This is a genomic window from Cedecea neteri (assembly GCF_000758325.1).
GTDB classification, from domain to species: domain Bacteria; phylum Pseudomonadota; class Gammaproteobacteria; order Enterobacterales; family Enterobacteriaceae; genus Cedecea; species Cedecea neteri_B.
Window position 1 is genome coordinate 1747087 of sequence record NZ_CP009459.1, and the last position, 16677, is coordinate 1763763.

Below are 16677 nucleotides of genomic sequence, written 5' to 3' on the forward strand. Positions count from 1 at the left end.
ATACCCACCATGATGGCGCTGACCCCTTTATTACAGCAGCACCTGCAGGCGTTTTTACCGCGCCTGCCGCAAGAGATTGACTCCCTGACACTGAGCGAAGAAGCTCGAGCGGTGCTGGCGATAAGTGATTTTGTTGGTGACAGCGTGGTGGCGTATCCCGCCTGGCTGCAAACCCTGCAGCAGGATGCCCCTACGGCTGACGAATGGCGGCACTATGCTGCCTGGCTCCAGCAGGATCTGCAGGATGTGCACGACGAAGCGGCGTTGATGAAAGCGCTGCGGTTTTTCCGTCGCCGCATTATGGTACGTATTGCCTGGGCGCAGGTGCTGGAGCAGGTAGATACGCAAAGCACGCTGCAGCAGCTGAGCGCGCTGGCGGAAACGCTGATTGTTGCCGCCCGTGACTGGCTTTATGCCGCCTGCTGCCGTGAATGGGGCACACCCTGCAACGCCGCAGGAGAGCCGCAGCCGCTGCTGATCCTTGGCATGGGTAAATTGGGCGGCGGCGAACTGAATTTCTCTTCCGATATCGACCTGATTTTTGCGTGGCCGGAAAACGGCTCAACTCAGGGCGGGCGCCGTGAACTGGATAACGCCCAGTTCTTCACCCGCATGGGGCAACGCCTGATTAAAGTCCTCGACCAGCCAACGCAGGATGGCTTTGTGTACCGCGTGGATATGCGCCTGCGTCCGTTTGGCGACAGCGGTCCGCTGGTGCTGAGCTTTGCCGCGCTGGAAGATTATTACCAGGAGCAAGGGCGCGACTGGGAACGTTACGCGATGGTAAAAGCGCGGATTATGGGCGACAACAACGATGCCTGGAGCCAGGAGCTGCGCAACATGCTGCGGCCATTTGTGTTCCGTCGCTACATCGACTTCAGCGTGATTCAGTCCCTGCGAAACATGAAGGGCATGATTGCCCGCGAAGTCCGTCGCCGTGGGCTAACGGACAATATTAAGCTCGGCGCCGGCGGTATTCGCGAAACCGAATTTATTGTGCAGGTCTTCCAGCTCATCCGCGGTGGCCGGGAACCTTCGCTGCAGTCCCGCTCGTTGCTGCCCACCCTGGAAGCCATTCAACAGCTTCATCTGCTGCCGGAAGAAGACGCGCAGAAACTACGGGCGGCTTACCTCTATCTGCGGCGGCTGGAAAACTTACTGCAAAGCATCAACGACGAGCAGACGCAAACCTTGCCCGGCGACGATCTTAACCGCGCCCGGCTGGCCTGGGCGATGCAGGCGGCTGACTGGGAAGCCCTGCAGCAAACGCTGCAGCTGCATATGAACGACGTGCGTCAGGTCTTTAACGATCTGATTGGCGATGACGAGCCGGAAGCCGGCGAAGATAAAGTTGCTGAAGGCTGGCGCGAGCTATGGATCGACGCCCTGGATGCCGATGAAAATACGGCGGTGCTGAGTCATTTGAGCACAGAGGCGCGGGCAGAATTACTCAAGCAAGTTAGCTATTTCCGGCAGGAGATCGACAAACGCACCATTGGCCCACGTGGCCGACAGGTGCTGGATCAACTTCTGCCACACTTGCTGAGTGAAGTTTGTTCCCGGGCCGACGCACCGCTGACGTTTTCCCGCCTGACGCCGCTGCTGTTTGGGATCCTCACCCGAACAACCTATCTGGAACTGCTAAGTGAATTCCCCGGCGCGCTTAAACACCTGATTACGCTCTGTGCGGCCTCGCCGATGATTGCCGCGCAGCTTGCCAGCTATCCGCTGCTGCTGGATGAACTGCTCGACCCCAATACGCTGTATCAGCCCACGGCAATGGACGCCTATCGCGACGAACTGCGTCAATATCTGCTGCGCGTGCCGGACGAAGACGAAGAGCAGCAGCTGGAAGCGTTGCGTCAGTTCAAACAGGCGCAGATGCTGCGTGTGGCGGCGGCTGATATCGCTGGCACTTTGCCGGTGATGAAGGTTAGCGACCACCTGACCTGGCTTGCGGAAGCGATTCTCGATGCGGTGGTGCAGCGTGCCTGGGCGCAAATGGTGGCGCGCTACGGCCAGCCTCGTCATTTGCAGGACCGAGAAGGGCGAGGCTTTGCCGTGCTGGGCTATGGCAAACTGGGGGGCTGGGAGCTGGGCTACAGTTCCGATCTGGATCTGGTTTTCCTGCATGATTGTCCGATAGAAGTGATGACGGACGGCGAGCGTGAAATCGATGGCCGTCAGTTTTATCTGCGCCTGGCGCAGCGCATCATGCATCTGTTTAGCACGCGTACCTCGACCGGGATTTTGTACGAAGTTGACGCTCGTCTCAGGCCGTCCGGTGCGGCAGGTATGCTGGTCACCACCGCAGAATCTTTTGCTGATTATCAGAAGAATGAAGCCTGGACCTGGGAGCATCAGGCGCTGGTTCGCGCCCGCGTGGTGTATGGAGATCCGGGGCTTAATCGCCAGTTTGACGCCATCCGACGCGAGATCCTGTGCACGCCGCGTGAAGGCGAAGCCTTGCAGGTAGAAGTGCGCGAGATGCGTGAAAAAATGCGCGCGCATTTGGGTAATAAGCACCGCGATCGCTTTGATATTAAAGCCGATGAAGGCGGGATCACCGACATCGAATTTATTACTCAATATCTGGTGCTGCGCTACGCCAGCGAAGCGCCGAAGCTAACCCGCTGGTCCGATAACGTGCGCATTCTGGAACTGATGGCGCAGAATGACATTATGGATGAAGCAGAGGCCAAAGCGCTGACGCACGCCTATGTCACGCTGCGGGATGAATTGCACCATCTGGCGCTGCAGGAATTGCCGGGCCATGTGGCGCTGGACGCCTTTGTGAAAGAGCGCGAGCAGGTACGCCTGAGCTGGCAACGCTGGCTGGGATGCTAGCTTGCAGGTGTAAGTTTATAAATATGCTATTATCCACGCGAAATTTTTCCCCGCAGGAGAGTCTGGAATGAAAGTAACGCTGCCCGAATACAGCCGTGCAGGCGTCATGGTGGTTGGTGATGTGATGCTGGATCGCTACTGGTACGGCCCAACCAGCCGTATTTCACCTGAGGCCCCGGTACCGGTGGTGAAGGTGGATACCATTGAAGAACGTCCTGGCGGTGCGGCTAACGTGGCGATGAACATTGCCTCGCTGGGTGCTAACTCCCGCCTGGTCGGCCTGACCGGTATTGACGATGCGGCTCGTGCGCTCAGCCAGAGCCTGGCAGGCGTCAACGTGAAGTGCGATTTCGTTTCCGTTCCGACTCATCCTACGATTACCAAATTGCGCGTACTTTCACGCAACCAGCAGCTGATTCGCCTTGATTTTGAAGAAGGGTTTGAGGGCATTGATCCTGAGCCTATGCATGAGCGCATTAGCCAGGCACTTCCTCATATTGGCGCTTTGGTCCTTTCCGACTACTCCAAGGGGGCGCTGGCCACTGTACAGCAGATGATTCGCCTGGCTCGCGAAGCCAAAGTCCCGGTTCTCATCGACCCAAAAGGGACCGATTTTGAGCGCTACCGCGGTGCAACGCTGCTGACCCCGAACCTTTCAGAATTTGAAGCCGTGGTGGGCAAGTGTAAAACCGAAGCCGAGCTGGTGGAACGTGGCATGAAGCTTATCGCCGATTATGAACTGTCGGCGCTGCTGGTGACGCGCTCCGAACAAGGCATGACGCTTCTTCAGCCGGGCATTGAGCCTTTCCATCTGCCGACTCAGGCGCAGGAAGTTTATGACGTGACCGGCGCCGGTGACACGGTGATCGGCGTGCTGGCGGCAACGCTGGCGGCGGGGAACTCGCTGGAAGAAGCCTGTTACTTCGCGAATGCCGCGGCTGGCGTGGTTGTTGGCAAACTGGGGACGTCAACCGTTTCTCCGGTCGAGCTGGAAAACGCGGTGCGCGGCCGCGCGGAAACGGGCTTTGGCGTGATGACCGAAGCCGAGCTGAAAGTTGCGGTTGCCGCTGCTCGCAAGCGTGGTGAGCGTGTGGTGATGACCAACGGCGTGTTCGATATTCTGCATGCAGGGCACGTTTCCTATCTGGCGAATGCCCGCAAGCTGGGTGACCGTCTGATTGTTGCAGTCAACAGTGACGCGTCAACCAAACGCCTGAAAGGGGAAACCCGGCCGGTGAACCCGCAGGATCAGCGTATGATCGTGCTGGCTGCGCTGGAAGCGGTGGACTGGGTGGTACTGTTTGAAGAAGACACGCCTCAGCGCCTGATTGGTGAAGTCCTGCCCGATCGTCTGGTGAAAGGTGGCGATTACAAACCGGAACAAATTGCCGGGAGCAAAGAGGTTTGGGCCAACGGCGGGGAAGTGATGGTGCTGAACTTCGAAGATGGCTGTTCCACCACCAATATCATCAAGAAGATTCAAAATAACGGCTAAATGAGCCGCTGAGAAAAAAGCCTCTCGTTTGAGAGGCTTTTCTGTTTCTAGTGCTTAACCAAAGTGGCGAAGTAGTACGCCAGCGGAATGGCCAGCAGGTAAAGCCCCACCGGAATTTCACGCCACTTACCGGCAATCACTTTAATGATGATGTAAAACAGCAGGCCGCCGGCGATCCCGGTGCCGAAGCTGTTGGCAATAAGCGTGATCATCACCATCATCAGCACCGGCAGACCTTCGGTGAAGTTGCCCAGATCCACTTTGCGCAGGCCGCTGAACATGTTCAGGCCGATAAGGATCAGCGCGGGCGCGGTAGCCTCTTTCGGGATCATCAATGCCACTGGGGTAAACAGCAGCATCAGCAGGAACATTACCGCTGCCGCCAGCGCGGTGAGGCCGGTTTTACCGCCCGCTTCTGCCGCCGCCGAAGACTCGATCAGCGCCGTAGCCGCCGGAATACCGACCCACGGACCAAGCGCGGCGGCAATAGAGTCCACCATAAACGGGCGGTTGATGTGCGGCATATTGCCGTGTTCGTCCAGCAATCCGGCTTCACCACCCACCGCCAGCGTAGTGCCCATGGTGGAGAAAAACTCTGAGGCAAAGAAGACAAACAGGAACGGCAGGAAGGCGATATTCAGCGCGCCGAGCATATCCACGTGCCCCAGCACTGGTGTCAGCGAATGCGGCATGGCGATAAAGCTTTGCGGCAGGTGAGTGACGCCCAGCGGAATACCGACCAGAGTGGCAAACAGAATCGCCCATAAAATGGCTCCCGGCACGCGGCGAGCCTGGAGCGCAATCGCCAGGAACAGGCCGCACAGCGCCACAATTGCCCCGGTGGAAGTAAAGTCACCGAGCGCCAGCGCGTTGGTTTTGGCGTTGGCAAGCACCAGCCCGGCGTTGCGGAAGCCCAGCACCGCAACAAACAGGCCGATGGAGGCCGTTAGCCCAAGTTTGATCGACTGCGGTACCGAACGGGTGACCACTTCACGCAGGCCAAGGCGGGTAAGGGCAAAGAACAGAATACCGGACCAGCAGGCGATACCGAGGCCAATCTGCCAGCCAATATGCTCGCTCCCGGCAAGCGTCACGCCGACCAGCACCGAGCCGCCGATGCCCGGCCCGACAATAAACGGCAGGTTGCCGTAAAACGCCATCAGCAGCGTGCCGAGAACGAAAACGATGATCGTCCCGGTTGTTGCCGCGCCTTTATCCATTCCGCCCACGGCCAGCAGGCCAGGGATAACAACCAGCAAATAGGCGGCGGCGAGAAAGCCGGTGATGCCCGCGAGGCATTCGGTTTTCACTTTGCTTTGGCGGCTGAGAAGCTGGAATCGCCGCTCCAGCCAGCTTTCGCTGGCTGCCTGAGACACTGAATTTTCGGCCATTATTTGGCTCTCCGGATTAATGTGTTGTGTGTGCGTCTGCCGGGTGTTCGTGGCATTCAATAAGCGGGTCGACGATCTGGCGAGTGCTGCCGTCCGTCAGTCCCAGATCGGTCAAATGTGGTCCGGCATTACAGGCCAGGCAGGTGCCTTCGATGGCCTTGAATACGCGGTACGGCGGCTCCCAGTCGGCGACTTTGTTGCTCAATTCACGGAGTTCAGCAAACTGCTGCGCCAGCTCGGCGGCGGGCAGGTCGGAGAGCATCCCGGCAATCGGCATTTCTACCTTCGCCAGCATCTGTCCATTCTGGCTAAGCGCCATCCCGCCTCCGCAGGCGATCAGCTCGTTAGCGGCGAGCGCCATGTCCTGCGGATCTCTGCCGAGGACGACCAGGTTGTGCGAGTCGTGCGAATAGGTGGTGGCAATCGCGCCCCGCAGTTCACCCCAGCCTTCGAGCAGCGCCAGCTGTGGTTTCGCCTCATGGCGACCGTGGCGGTGCTGAACCCAAATCAGGCTGAAGCCGTCCGGGACCTGAACTTCGCCGTGTCGGACTTCCACCTCGACTTCGCTCCACTGGGTGAAGCGAGCACCCTTGATGTGGCGCAGGCGTGCACGGCCATTATTCACCGGCACCTTGAGAACAAAATCGTTCGGACTCAGCGGCTGCAGCTGAACGGTATCTCGCGGGGGAACGATGGACGGCGCCGCGACGGGTTCCAGCATTTTTCCCTGTTCCGCGACGAGCTTCCCGGCGACATACACGGTTTGGGCGCTCAGTTTCTCCAGCGAATCGAAGACCACCAGGTCGGCGGTGCGGCCCGCGGCAATCAGGCCGAGATCCGGACGTTGCAGGCGCAGCGAGGCGTTCAGCGTAGCCAGGCGCAAAGCATCCTCGGCCTTCATGCCGTGCTCAATTAGCAGGTTCAGCAGGGCAACGATGCCCCCTTTTGCCAGCAGCATGTCCGGCGGCACGTCGTCGGTGCAGACGGTGACCTGCGATGACAAATGCGGCAGACCGTTCAGGGCGGCAACAATCTCCGGCAGCAGGTACGGATGTGACCCGCGTATCTCCAGGGTCAGCCCGGCACGCAGTTTTTCCAGCGCGTCGGCTGCGGAGGTCAGTTCATGATCTGACGTCACGCCAGCGGCAAGGTAGGCCTGCAATCCTGCGCCATTCAGGCCGCGGGCGTGTCCTTCAATCAGTTTGCCGCTTTCCAGACCGGCATTGAGAATTTCCAGCATTCTTTCGCTGCCGTTCAGCACGCCGTGCATATCCATCACTTCGGCTACGCCCGCCACTTCCGGCCATGAGAGCAGGGTTTCCATCTCTTTCCCGGCAAAATCAGCGCCGGACATTTCCAGGCCCGGCGTTGACGGCACGCTGGACGGGGCCGCGCAGATCACGCGCAGCGGCAGGTTGCGGCTGGCGTCAACGGCGTAACGCACGCCCTCAATACCGAGCACGTTCGCCAGCTCATGCGGGTCCCAAAAAATCGTTGTGGTGCCCTGGGCGACGACGATTTCGGCATAGCGCGCGGGCGGCAGGTGGGAACTTTCAACGTGGACGTGAGTATCCATCAGCCCTGGGCTGAGATAGTTTCCGGCGAGATCGTGAATCTGTTCGGCATCTTCGCGGCTGCCGCGTGGATGTACGCTGGCGATGAGCGTCCCGACGATACCGACATCCGCCTCACGGATTTCACCGGTGGCCATATCCACGACCCGGCCATTGATGAGCAGAAGGTCGAAGGGCGTTTCGCCGAGGGCGGCTTTTACCGCGCGGCGACGTAAATCAGCAGGAGTCATCACAGGTTCCAAAAAAGGGGCTCTGACGGCTACTCTAGGCAGGGGAATACGCTTTGCCCAGATGATTTAATTTATCAGCCGATAAGAAACGTTTATCCTGTGGCAAACGTTTACCTGGCAACCCTGATACTCCAATGGCTGAACCCTGGCAGCGCCTTCCCGCACTCTCGTTAAAACAGATCCAGTATTTTGTGACGCTGGCCAAACTCCGTCATTTCACCGATACCGCCAACCGGCTGGCCATTAGTCAGCCCGCGCTAAGCAGTGCGTTACGGCAGATTGAGTCCGTGCTGGGTGGGAAGCTGGTTAACAGAACCGCTGCGGCAGTGACGCTGACGGACCTGGGCGCGGCGCTACTGCCCCATGCCGAACGCGTGCTCAACGTCGCTCAGCGCGCGTTTGATGACATGCAGCGCATCGTCCAGGATGGCGGTGACGGCACGCTTCGCATAGGCCTGGTGCCCTCGGTTGGCAGCCTTTTATTTCCCGATATTCCTCAACGTATTGCAGAGGCTTTTCCTCGCCTGCGCGTTGAGTTTCACGACCGCACCAACGATGCGCTGATTGCCCAGCTTGAAAGCGGCCAGCTGGACTTTGGCCTGGGGGCGCTGGACAGCTCAGTGCCCAAAACGCTGGAGATCCATCCGCTGCAGGAAGATCCCTTCGTGGCGGTAGTCAACTGTCTCGATCCTCTGGCAGAATCCAGCCACGCGCCGTGGCGAAGCCTGGTGAAGCGGGACATCGCGGTGTTTTCAAAAGGTAATATCAGCCGGCTGGTGGCGGCGATGGCGGAAAGCCAGCGCCTGACGCTTAATGCGCGCTATCAGGTTGATTTTATTGAAACCCTTTATGGGCTGGTGCGCTCGCAGCTGGCGGTGGCTATTTTGCCGCAGCTCTACACCACCTTTTTGCAGGACCCTGAGCTGAAAGTGATTCATTTGCAGCAGCCATCGCTGAGCCGCACCGTGGCGCTGATGCGCAGTACCGAGCCGTTCGCGCCGCAAATTGAAGCCTGCTTCCAGCTTATCGTCCGCCTATTACAACAACGAAAAGTGCTCTGACTTTACAAGGAAACCTGACATGAAAAAGATCCTGCGCGTGGTGGTTGTGCTGCTGATTTTGCTGGTGGCCGCCGTCGCAATCCGCCTGTGGCTGCTGCATCGTCACAGTGATGCTCTGTGGAATATCATCAGCCAGCAGTGCATTCCCAATCAGCAGCAGAACAACTCGCCTGCACCTTGCCTGAAAGTCGATCTGGCCGGGCGCTACCTGGTGTTTAAAGATGCCAAAGGCCCGCTGCATAATCTGCTGATGCCGACGGATAAAATCACCGGCATCGAGAGCCAGAAGATCCTTGAAAACGGCGCGCCAAACTACTTCCTGGATGCGTGGGAGAATCGCCACTATCTGCTGGATGAAACCACAAAAGCGGTGCGGGACGATGATTTGGTGCTGGCGATCAACTCTCGCTACGGACGTTCTCAGAACCAGCTGCACATTCACCTGTCCTGCCTGCGGCCTGAGGTATATCAATCCATTAACCAGCTTGCCGACAAAGTCGGCGACCAGTGGCAGCCGTTTGGCGCGGAGATCCTTGGCCATAAATATCTGGCGAGAAAAGTCCCGGCAGACGCGAACCCGTTTACCGTGCTGGCGGAGTACGTGAAGGCTCAGGGCGATGAGATGGAAAACTTTGGCCTGGCGCGAGTGGTGACAACGAAGGGGGATGTGATGCTGTTGGCTAACCCTCGCCAACTGCTGGGCGGGAATCAGGGCTCGGCGGAAGAGATGCTGGACTACAGCTGCTCGCTGGCAAACTAAAGCAAAATGGCCTCTTAGCAAGAGGCCATTTTTTTGTGCCGTTACGACAGGTAATTCATGCCCTGTTTGAGCACCAGATCGCAGGCCTTGGTTTTCACCTTTTCAGCCAGCGGCGAGTTGCCGATGCTGTTCAGGTCAAGTTTCTGGCCGTTGGCCGTGTTCAGTAAGCCCATCAGGCCCTGATTGTAGTCCTGCTTGTCGGCAGGCTTGGTACTGCTTTCCAGCCCCAGCTTGGTCATCAGCTGGTTTTTGATGTTGTCGGTGTTGGTGACGGAAGCCAGTTTGTTCTTCGCGCAGTACTCCATCACGCCTGCGGCATTGGTCATCGTACTTGAGCTGAGAGATTTGCTGTTGCCGTTCAGCAGGCTGGTCAGTGAAGAGAGAGACAGACCGCCGGTCTGAGCGCCATTGCTGGTGGTAGTCGCATTGCCGCTTTTAGTCAGCTCATTGGCGGCGCTGGAAAGTTGTTCCTGCCAGTTGGCAGCCGTTGCCTGGCCCGCGAAAAAGGCTGCTGCCAGCGCCATTGCGCAGAGCGTTTTATTCCTTGCTTTCATCTTGTGATACTCGCTTTGTTTGCCTGCGGTGCAGGAGATTTCAGGCGTGAGTATAGCGCTTTGGCCGGAAGCAGGGGGATTGAGAGTTGTCTTAAACCGTGGGTACAGGTGGAAAAGCCGGGTTTCCCCGGCTTGTAGCATCAGTTGATGATGTTCAGGGTCACATCAATGTTGCCGCGGGTTGCGTTGGAGTACGGGCAAACAATGTGTGCCGCATCGACCAGTTTTTTCGCTTCGGCAGCGTCCATACCCGGCAGGTGGATGTTCAGCTTCGCTTCGATACCGAACCCGGTTGGCAGTGGCCCGATGCCGACTTCCCCTTCGATGAAAGCGTCAGACGGCATGGAGATTTTGTCGCGGCCGGAGACGAACTTCATTGCGCCCAGGAAGCATGCGGAGTAGCCCGCCGCGAACAGTTGCTCAGGGTTGGTGACTTCACCGCCCGCGCCGCCCATCTCTTTTGGCAGGCCCAGCTTGACGTCCAGTACGCCGTCGGAAGAGGTGGCACGACCTTCACGGCCGCCGGTGGCTTTGGCTTTTGCGGTGTAAACGACTTTTTCTAAAGACATGGCAGGTTCCTCATCTTACATTTAGTTTGTGCTATAAAATAGCGTGCGATTTATATGGTGTTTTAAAAATCGCCGACAGTATCGACGATTAATTATTACGTATTTAAATTACCGCGCAAGGTTTCCAGCTGCGCCTTCAGCCCCAGCATGCTGTCCACGCTACAGGCGGAAGCGCAGCGCACGGAGTCAGGAATACCCAGTGCTTTTTCCTGCAGCGCTTTCCCTTCCTGGGTCAGCGTTACTGCCACCTGACGTTCATCTTCGCGGGAGCGCTGACGTAGCAGCAACCCTGCGCTTTCAAGCCGTTTTAGCAGTGGCGTTAAGGTGGCTGAGTCTAAAAAAAGACGCTCACCGATTTGCGACACCGTGACATCGTCCTGCTCCCACAGCACCAGCATCACCAGGTATTGCGGATAGGTGAGCTGCAGCGGCGCAAGCAGCTGGCGGTAGAGCTTGTTCACCGCCAGATTGGCGGAGTAGAGCGCGAAGCAAAGCTGGTTGTCCAGCAGCAGGGCGTTCGTTTCGGTCGATGTCTTCTTCATGTTTCTCAATATAGATAGCGCGCGATTAAATAGCAAATTTTATTTTGACGGCGTTTTGGTCTGTGCGATCAGACCCGGGGTTTTTTGCGATAAAGCCACAGCCCCGGCAGTGAAAGCCCGATGGACAGCGCCCCCACGATAAATGACGCTTTCAGGAAGTTGGTCACCAGCTGGATCATCAGCGGATCGCTGTAGCCAAAGTGCGTCAATTTTACCGCCGAGATCATCGCGGTGTAGGCGTAGATCCCCGGGAACATTGGAATCACGGCCGCAACGGTGAAAACTTTAGGGTGAGCAAGGTACCAGCGAGACCACTGAATACCAATGATACCGACCAGAATCGAAGCCAGAAAAGTGCTCCACTCGATGTTTAAACCCGCCGTCATCATCGCCATACGTGAGCCGTGGCCGATAGCACCGAGGAGGCCACAGTAAGGCAGGGCGCGCTGAGGCACGTTAAAGACTAACGCAAAGCCCACCGCCGGCACGGCAGACAGCACCATGTCCTGGGCCAGAGCCAGAACAAACTCGATTATGCCCATCCTCTTAGCCCCCATACCGCCATCGCCATCACTACGCCAATGCAGGTGGCAAGCGTGAGCAGGCTGGCCATCGCCCAGCGAGCAAGCCCGGTGTTTACGTGGCCTTTGAACATGTCGGCGACGGCGTTAATCAGCGGGAAACCGGGGACGAGTAATAACACGCTTGCGGCCATCGCAATATTGGAAGTGGCGGCAAACGGGCCTTTGGCGATCAGCAGGCCCGAAACGGTAGTGGCGACAAACGCGGTGATGCAGAAGTTGATCTGCGGATGAAGCTGGCGGTGGGTGAGAAGCTGGCGCACGTACATCGCCAGCGAGCTGGCGATAAAGGCGACAAACGCCCCGTCCCAGCCACCATTGTTCAGTTTACAGAAGCAGCCACAGGAAAGGCCCACCATCAGGACGACCAGCCAGCGTGGGTAGCGCAGCGGTTTGATGTGTTCGAAGCGTTTGAGAACGTCCCTGGCATCCAGCAGCTTGTGTTCGGTGAGGATCACGATGTGCTGGACTTCGGTGACGACGTGCATGTTGATCCCGCGATCGTTATTTTTGCGGGTGGTGGTCAGGCACTGATTGTCTTTAATGGTGCTAAGCACAATGGCGTTAGCGGAGATTGAGCTTTCCACGCTGTCCATCCCCAACGCTTTGCCAAGGCGCGTTGAAAGCTCCTCTACCAGCGCGCTTTCTGCCCCGTGCTGCAGTAAAAAGAGCGCGCATTGAATACATAAACGAGTGACGTCCCGCTGGGAAGCAACATCTGGCTGCATGCTTGATCCTGACCAAAGAGAAGGAAATGCGCTTAACGTTTATCCATTTAACATGAGCGCATCGCTTCATTAGCCGCGTCAGATCAAGCTTTGCGTCACTATCCCCGACGATGAAACGTGATTATTTTTTCCAGCCATTGATTGCAGCTCACGCAGACAATGCCGCCGATGACGAAAACCGATCCCAGCAGAAAACCGGCGTTTATCTTTTCATTCAGTAACCAGGCGCCAAACACGACCCCGAGCAGCGGTGTGACAAAAGAAAAGGCGCCGAGCGCAGAAGCCTGGTAGCGGCGCAGTAAAGCAAACCAGATAAGCAGGCTCAGGAAGGAAACAACCACAGACTGAAAGACCATATTGCCCAGCAGTAGCGGCGTTGGGTTAAAGCGAGTTTGCCCTAGCATGAACGACGCTGCAAGCAGCACAATAAAAGCCCCTGCGAGCTGAAACAGCGTCGTTTGGGCGGCGGACATCTGGGTCAGACGGGAGGTGCGAACCAACACAGTGGTTGCGCCCCAAGAGGCACCGGAAAGCAGGCAAAGGAGATCGCCGAAAAGTGATGAATGCCCACCATCTGGCGCTGAAAATGTGACAATTACGCCAATAAATGCCAGTACGATCCCGATCCACTGTACCGGCGCCAAGCGCTCAGAACGCAGGGTAAAGTGCAGGCCCACGGCGGCAAACAGCGGTGCGGTATAAAGAAAAACTACGCCGTGCGCGGCGCTGGTATAACGCAGGCCGATGCCAAGAAACAAATACTCGAGCGCAAACAGAACTCCGGCTCCCGCGCCTGCAAGCCAGGGCAGGGAGGCGTACTGAATTTTCTCTTTTCTCAACAGCATATAAAGCGCGACCAGCCCCGCGCCTATACCGGAACGTAAGGCGATCTGTAGGATGGGGCTGGCGTCCTCAGCCGTGGCTTTCAGGCCGGGCTGCTGCAGGCTCCATATCAGACAGAGGGTGATCATCCCGGCGACGGCCAGGCGGTCGATGGTTTTGTATTTGGACATGCGTTTTCTCCCGAAAAACGCATTATTAACTGGGGCGATATGCTTGATATAGTGAGAAACCGCCATGCCATCGTGCGTTTCGGTCAATGTTTTCTCGACGACTTTGAAGGTGGATATCCGTGCCAAAGAAAACGCCCAGCATCCTTATCGCGCCTTTTACCGGCGAGCTTCCGGCCACGCTGTACTTTCGCAGCGCGCCGATGCCTGCGCACGGTTTGTACCTGGAACACAGTCATCCCTGGGGAGAGTTTGTCTCAGCGGTAAGCGGCGTTGTGGAGGTGCAATATGCCGGAGGGCACTTTGTGGTGCCGTCCCAGTACGGTATCTGGCTGCCGCCGAACACGCAGCATCTGGCGCAAAATCGGATGGAGGCGTGGCACAGCTCCGTATATGTCAGCCTCGCGGAGTGCGCAGCGTTTCCGCAGCAGGTGACCGTTATGGCTATCACGCCTCTCGTCCGGGCGATGCTCGAGCATTTACATCTTAACCCGCCGGGCATCCCTCCTTCTGAAGAGGAATCGCGGTTCCTGCGTGTGCTGGTTGACCGGCTGATTAAGGCGGAACGGGTGGGGAACTATTTGCCAGGATCCGGCGATCCTTTGGTTCAGCGGGTGCTTAACGTGCTGGAACAAAACCCTGGGGATAGCCGTTCCGTGGCGGCATTGGCGGCTTTGGCCAATACCAGTGAGCGAACGTTGATGAGACGTTGCCAGCGGGAGCTGGGTATGACGCTGGCGGAGTGGCGGCAGAGGCTAAGAATTGTGAAAGCGATGCCTTTACTGGCCGAGGGATGGACCGTCGAGAATATCGCTTTTGAGCTGGGGTACGGCAGTTCATCGGCGTTTATTACGATGTTCCGCCGCTTAACCCAGGAAACGCCGGATGAGTATCGCAAGCGTATTACCGGGTTGGAGCGTTAACTGAGCCGAAAGTCTTTTACTTCCGGCTGCAGTAAACTTACTGGCAGACGTCCACCCATTTAGCGTGGGTGAGTTCGGCCATACGTTCAGGTGAAATGCGGACGGCGCTGTGGATAGCCCCAGCGGCGGGCAACACTTCATCGTACTGGCGCAGTGAGATGTCGCAGAACACCGCCAGCGGGTTTTCCAGCCCAAACGGGCAGACGCCGCCGACAGGATGCCCGGTCCAGTTCACCACTTCATCACTGCTGAGCATGCGCGCTTTGGACCCAAATGCTTCTTTAAGTTTCTTATTATCAAGGCGTGCATCGCCCTTCGCGACGATCAGGATTATGTCGTTTTTGACTTTTAATGAGAGCGTTTTGGCTATTTGCCCAGGAGCCACATTGTGGGCGGCGGCGGCAAGTGCGACGGTAGCGGTGCTTTGGTTTAGCTCGATGATATCTATATCGGGGGCATGGTCGGCGAAGAACTGCCGCACGGACTGCAAACTCATGATTTTCTCCTGATCCAGGTGGCAAATAATTTCGCATAAGCTTGTGCTTTCTGTAAACCGCTTATACTTATCTCATACCCGCCTTGTCAGAAATTTCTGGATCTCCTTCACAATCACTGAAACCGGTTACGGTAACCGGTTGCAGTAATAAATTCCGCGAGGAATACTGAATCCTGTAACCACCCCCTGTACCCAATAATAAGAGTCGTCTATGAAACGTATCCTTTTATGCTGTGCCGCTGGTATGTCTACCAGTATGGTCGTGAACAGGATGAAACAGGCCGCCCAGGATCAACAGATTGAGGTTGAGATCAAGGCGGTGGGTATCGAAGAGTTCACGGATGTTATGCCTGAATTTGATTGCTGTTTACTCGGTCCGCAGATCAAATACCGTCTGGAAGATTTTAAGGCTCAGGCCGCGCCCAAACGGATCCCGGTCACGGTCATTAACTCTATGGATTACGGAATGATGCGCGGCGACAGAATTCTCGCCGATGCACTCGCGTTGATAGCCTGACAGGAGAGCCACTATGTCTTCCAACCATGCTGCTTTTAATTTAATTTTTCGGTTTGTTGAGAACTACGTTAGCCCGATAGCTGGCCGCATTTCTTCCCAGCGGCACGTGATGGCTATTCGCGACGGCTTTATTTCTGCGATGCCGTTTATGATTGTTGGCTCGTTCCTGCTGGTTTTTGCTTATCCACCGTTTTCGCCCACCACGACATGGGGCTTTGCTCGCGCCTGGCTCGACCTGGCGAAGCAGTTTGAAGGGCAGATTTTAACGCCGTTTGATATGACGATGGGCATCATGTCTATCTACATATGTGCGGCGATTGCCTACAACCTGGGTAAACACTACGTTAAATCGCACGGGCTCGATCCTTTCATGTGCGCGATGCTGTCGCTGATGGCTTTCCTGGTGGTTGCGGCCCCGAAAACCAAAGGCACGCTGCCGGTGGACAGCCTTGGCGGCACCGGGATCTTTACCGCGATTCTGGTGGCGATCTACTGCGTAGAAATGATGCGTTTCCTGAAAGCACACAATATCGGCATCAAGCTGCCGGACCAGGTGCCACCGATGATCAAAAACTCTTTTGATCTGCTGATCCCGGTGCTGGTTGTGGTGCTGACGCTGTATCCGCTGAGCCTGTTTATTCAGTCCCAGTTCGAAATGCTGATCCCTCAGGCCATTATGGCGCTGTTCAAACCGCTGGTGTCCGCGGCGGATTCTCTGCCTGCGATTCTGCTTGCCGTACTGATTGCTCACCTGCTGTGGTTTGCGGGTATTCACGGGGCAGCGATTGTCTCCGGGATGCTGCAGATGTTCTGGCTGACCAACCTGGGTCTGAACCAGGGCGCGCTGGCGGCCGGTGCACCTCTGCCGCATATCTTTATGGAAGCGTTCTGGACCTTCTTTATCGTGGTCGGCGGTTCCGGGGCAACGATGGGATTGGTTATTTGTTACCTGCGCAGTAAATCTGCCCACCTGCGTTCCATTGGCCGTCTGAGCATCGTGCCAACCTGTTTTAACATTAACGAGCCGGTGATCTTCGGGACGCCGATTGTGATGAACCCGGTGTTCTTCATTCCGTTCCTGCTGGCACCAATGGTTAACGCCGTGCTGGCCTGGGGCGCGATGAAACTGGATCTGATTGGTCGCGTGATTTCGGTGGTGCCGTGGACCGCGCCTGCGCCAATCGGTGCTGCCTGGGCGCTGGGCTGGGACTTCCGTGCCGCAATTCTGGTGATTTTGCTGGCCTGCGTGTCGTCCATCATCTACTTCCCGTTCTTCAAAGTGTACGAGAAGCAGCTGCTGGAGCAGGAAAAAGAAGAAGCCCAGAGAGCGAGCGAGGAGGGGAGTCAGCAGCTGGCTTAATGGTTTAGCTGGATTAAGAACGGCGGGGGAAACCCGCCG

General features: G+C 57.0%; 16 protein-coding genes. 7 read left to right on the top strand and 9 right to left on the bottom strand.

Features of this window, described 5'->3' with window-relative positions; translation table 11 throughout:
* Window positions 1-9 precede the first annotated feature (9 nt).
* Both glnE and hldE read left to right on the top strand, forming a co-directional pair.
* Window positions 10-2847, top strand: a complete 2838-nt coding sequence (glnE, locus tag LH86_RS08315) for a bifunctional [glutamate--ammonia ligase]-adenylyl-L-tyrosine phosphorylase/[glutamate--ammonia-ligase] adenylyltransferase (protein WP_039300183.1) — start codon at window positions 10-12, stop codon at window positions 2845-2847.
* A gap of 67 nt (window positions 2848-2914) precedes the next feature.
* A complete protein-coding gene (gene hldE / locus LH86_RS08320; RefSeq protein WP_039300186.1) occupies window positions 2915-4342 on the top strand; it encodes a bifunctional D-glycero-beta-D-manno-heptose-7-phosphate kinase/D-glycero-beta-D-manno-heptose 1-phosphate adenylyltransferase HldE in 1428 nt (475 codons plus the stop codon).
* Window positions 4343-4389: 47 nt separating this feature from the next.
* On the opposite strand, the gene LH86_RS08325 is transcribed toward hldE, so the two are convergent.
* Window positions 4390-5733: an NCS2 family permease gene (locus tag LH86_RS08325; RefSeq protein ID WP_039300190.1), complete on the bottom strand. Its 1344-nt coding sequence runs from the start codon at window positions 5731-5733 to the stop codon at window positions 4390-4392.
* 16 nt (window positions 5734-5749) lie between these two features.
* Complete coding sequence (locus tag LH86_RS08330; RefSeq protein ID WP_039300194.1) at window positions 5750-7537, bottom strand: adenine deaminase; 1788 nt, start codon at window positions 7535-7537, stop codon at window positions 5750-5752.
* Window positions 7538-7671: 134 nt separating this feature from the next.
* On the opposite strand from LH86_RS08330, the gene LH86_RS08335 reads away from it, so the two are divergent.
* Window positions 7672-8598: a LysR family transcriptional regulator gene (locus LH86_RS08335; protein WP_039300197.1), complete on the top strand. Its 927-nt coding sequence runs from the start codon at window positions 7672-7674 to the stop codon at window positions 8596-8598.
* A gap of 19 nt (window positions 8599-8617) precedes the next feature.
* Entirely contained in the window at window positions 8618-9358 is a 741-nt protein-coding gene (locus tag LH86_RS08340) for a CDP-diacylglycerol diphosphatase (protein ID WP_039300200.1), read from the top strand.
* A 41-nt stretch (window positions 9359-9399) separates the two neighbouring features.
* Here LH86_RS08340 and LH86_RS08345 read toward each other — a convergent pair whose 3' ends face one another.
* The 6 genes from LH86_RS08345 to LH86_RS08370 all read right to left on the bottom strand — a co-directional run bounded on the left by LH86_RS08345 (window position 9400) and on the right by LH86_RS08370 (window position 13345).
* The gene (locus LH86_RS08345; RefSeq protein ID WP_034809722.1) at window positions 9400-9912 is read right to left on the bottom strand and encodes a DUF2501 domain-containing protein; all 513 of its coding nucleotides are present in this window, start codon (window positions 9910-9912) and stop codon (window positions 9400-9402) included.
* 140 nt (window positions 9913-10052) lie between these two features.
* Window positions 10053-10481 (bottom strand): organic hydroperoxide resistance protein, encoded by a 429-nt coding sequence (locus LH86_RS08350; protein WP_008460060.1) that lies wholly within the window; start codon window positions 10479-10481, stop codon window positions 10053-10055.
* A 95-nt stretch (window positions 10482-10576) separates the two neighbouring features.
* The gene (locus tag LH86_RS08355; RefSeq protein ID WP_039300204.1) at window positions 10577-11023 is read right to left on the bottom strand and encodes a MarR family winged helix-turn-helix transcriptional regulator; all 447 of its coding nucleotides are present in this window, start codon (window positions 11021-11023) and stop codon (window positions 10577-10579) included.
* 68 nt (window positions 11024-11091) lie between these two features.
* Window positions 11092-11565 (bottom strand): threonine/serine exporter, encoded by a 474-nt coding sequence (locus LH86_RS08360; RefSeq protein WP_039300207.1) that lies wholly within the window; start codon window positions 11563-11565, stop codon window positions 11092-11094.
* Window positions 11556-12332 carry a threonine/serine ThrE exporter family protein gene (locus LH86_RS08365; protein WP_039290021.1) on the bottom strand — a complete coding sequence of 259 codons (777 nt, stop codon included), beginning with the start codon at window positions 12330-12332 and terminating at the stop codon, window positions 11556-11558. The genes LH86_RS08360 and LH86_RS08365 overlap by 10 nt, the downstream gene beginning before the upstream one ends.
* 98 nt (window positions 12333-12430) lie before the next feature.
* Entirely contained in the window at window positions 12431-13345 is a 915-nt protein-coding gene (locus LH86_RS08370) for a DMT family transporter (RefSeq protein WP_039306012.1), read from the bottom strand.
* A 119-nt stretch (window positions 13346-13464) separates the two neighbouring features.
* Between LH86_RS08370 and LH86_RS08375 the strand changes: the two genes are divergently transcribed.
* On the top strand, window positions 13465-14265 hold the full coding sequence (locus tag LH86_RS08375; protein ID WP_039300210.1) for an AraC family transcriptional regulator: 801 nt from the start codon (window positions 13465-13467) through the stop codon (window positions 14263-14265).
* A gap of 37 nt (window positions 14266-14302) precedes the next feature.
* Here LH86_RS08375 and LH86_RS08380 read toward each other — a convergent pair whose 3' ends face one another.
* A complete protein-coding gene (locus tag LH86_RS08380; protein WP_008460069.1) occupies window positions 14303-14761 on the bottom strand; it encodes a YbaK/EbsC family protein in 459 nt (152 codons plus the stop codon).
* 211 nt (window positions 14762-14972) lie between these two features.
* Here LH86_RS08380 and LH86_RS08385 point away from each other — a divergent pair, with 211 nt between their 5' ends.
* Both LH86_RS08385 and LH86_RS08390 read left to right on the top strand, forming a co-directional pair.
* Complete coding sequence (locus LH86_RS08385; RefSeq protein ID WP_039290026.1) at window positions 14973-15278, top strand: PTS sugar transporter subunit IIB; 306 nt, start codon at window positions 14973-14975, stop codon at window positions 15276-15278.
* 13 nt (window positions 15279-15291) lie between these two features.
* The gene (locus LH86_RS08390; protein ID WP_039300214.1) at window positions 15292-16638 is read left to right on the top strand and encodes a PTS sugar transporter subunit IIC; all 1347 of its coding nucleotides are present in this window, start codon (window positions 15292-15294) and stop codon (window positions 16636-16638) included.
* Window positions 16639-16677 lie beyond the last annotated feature (39 nt).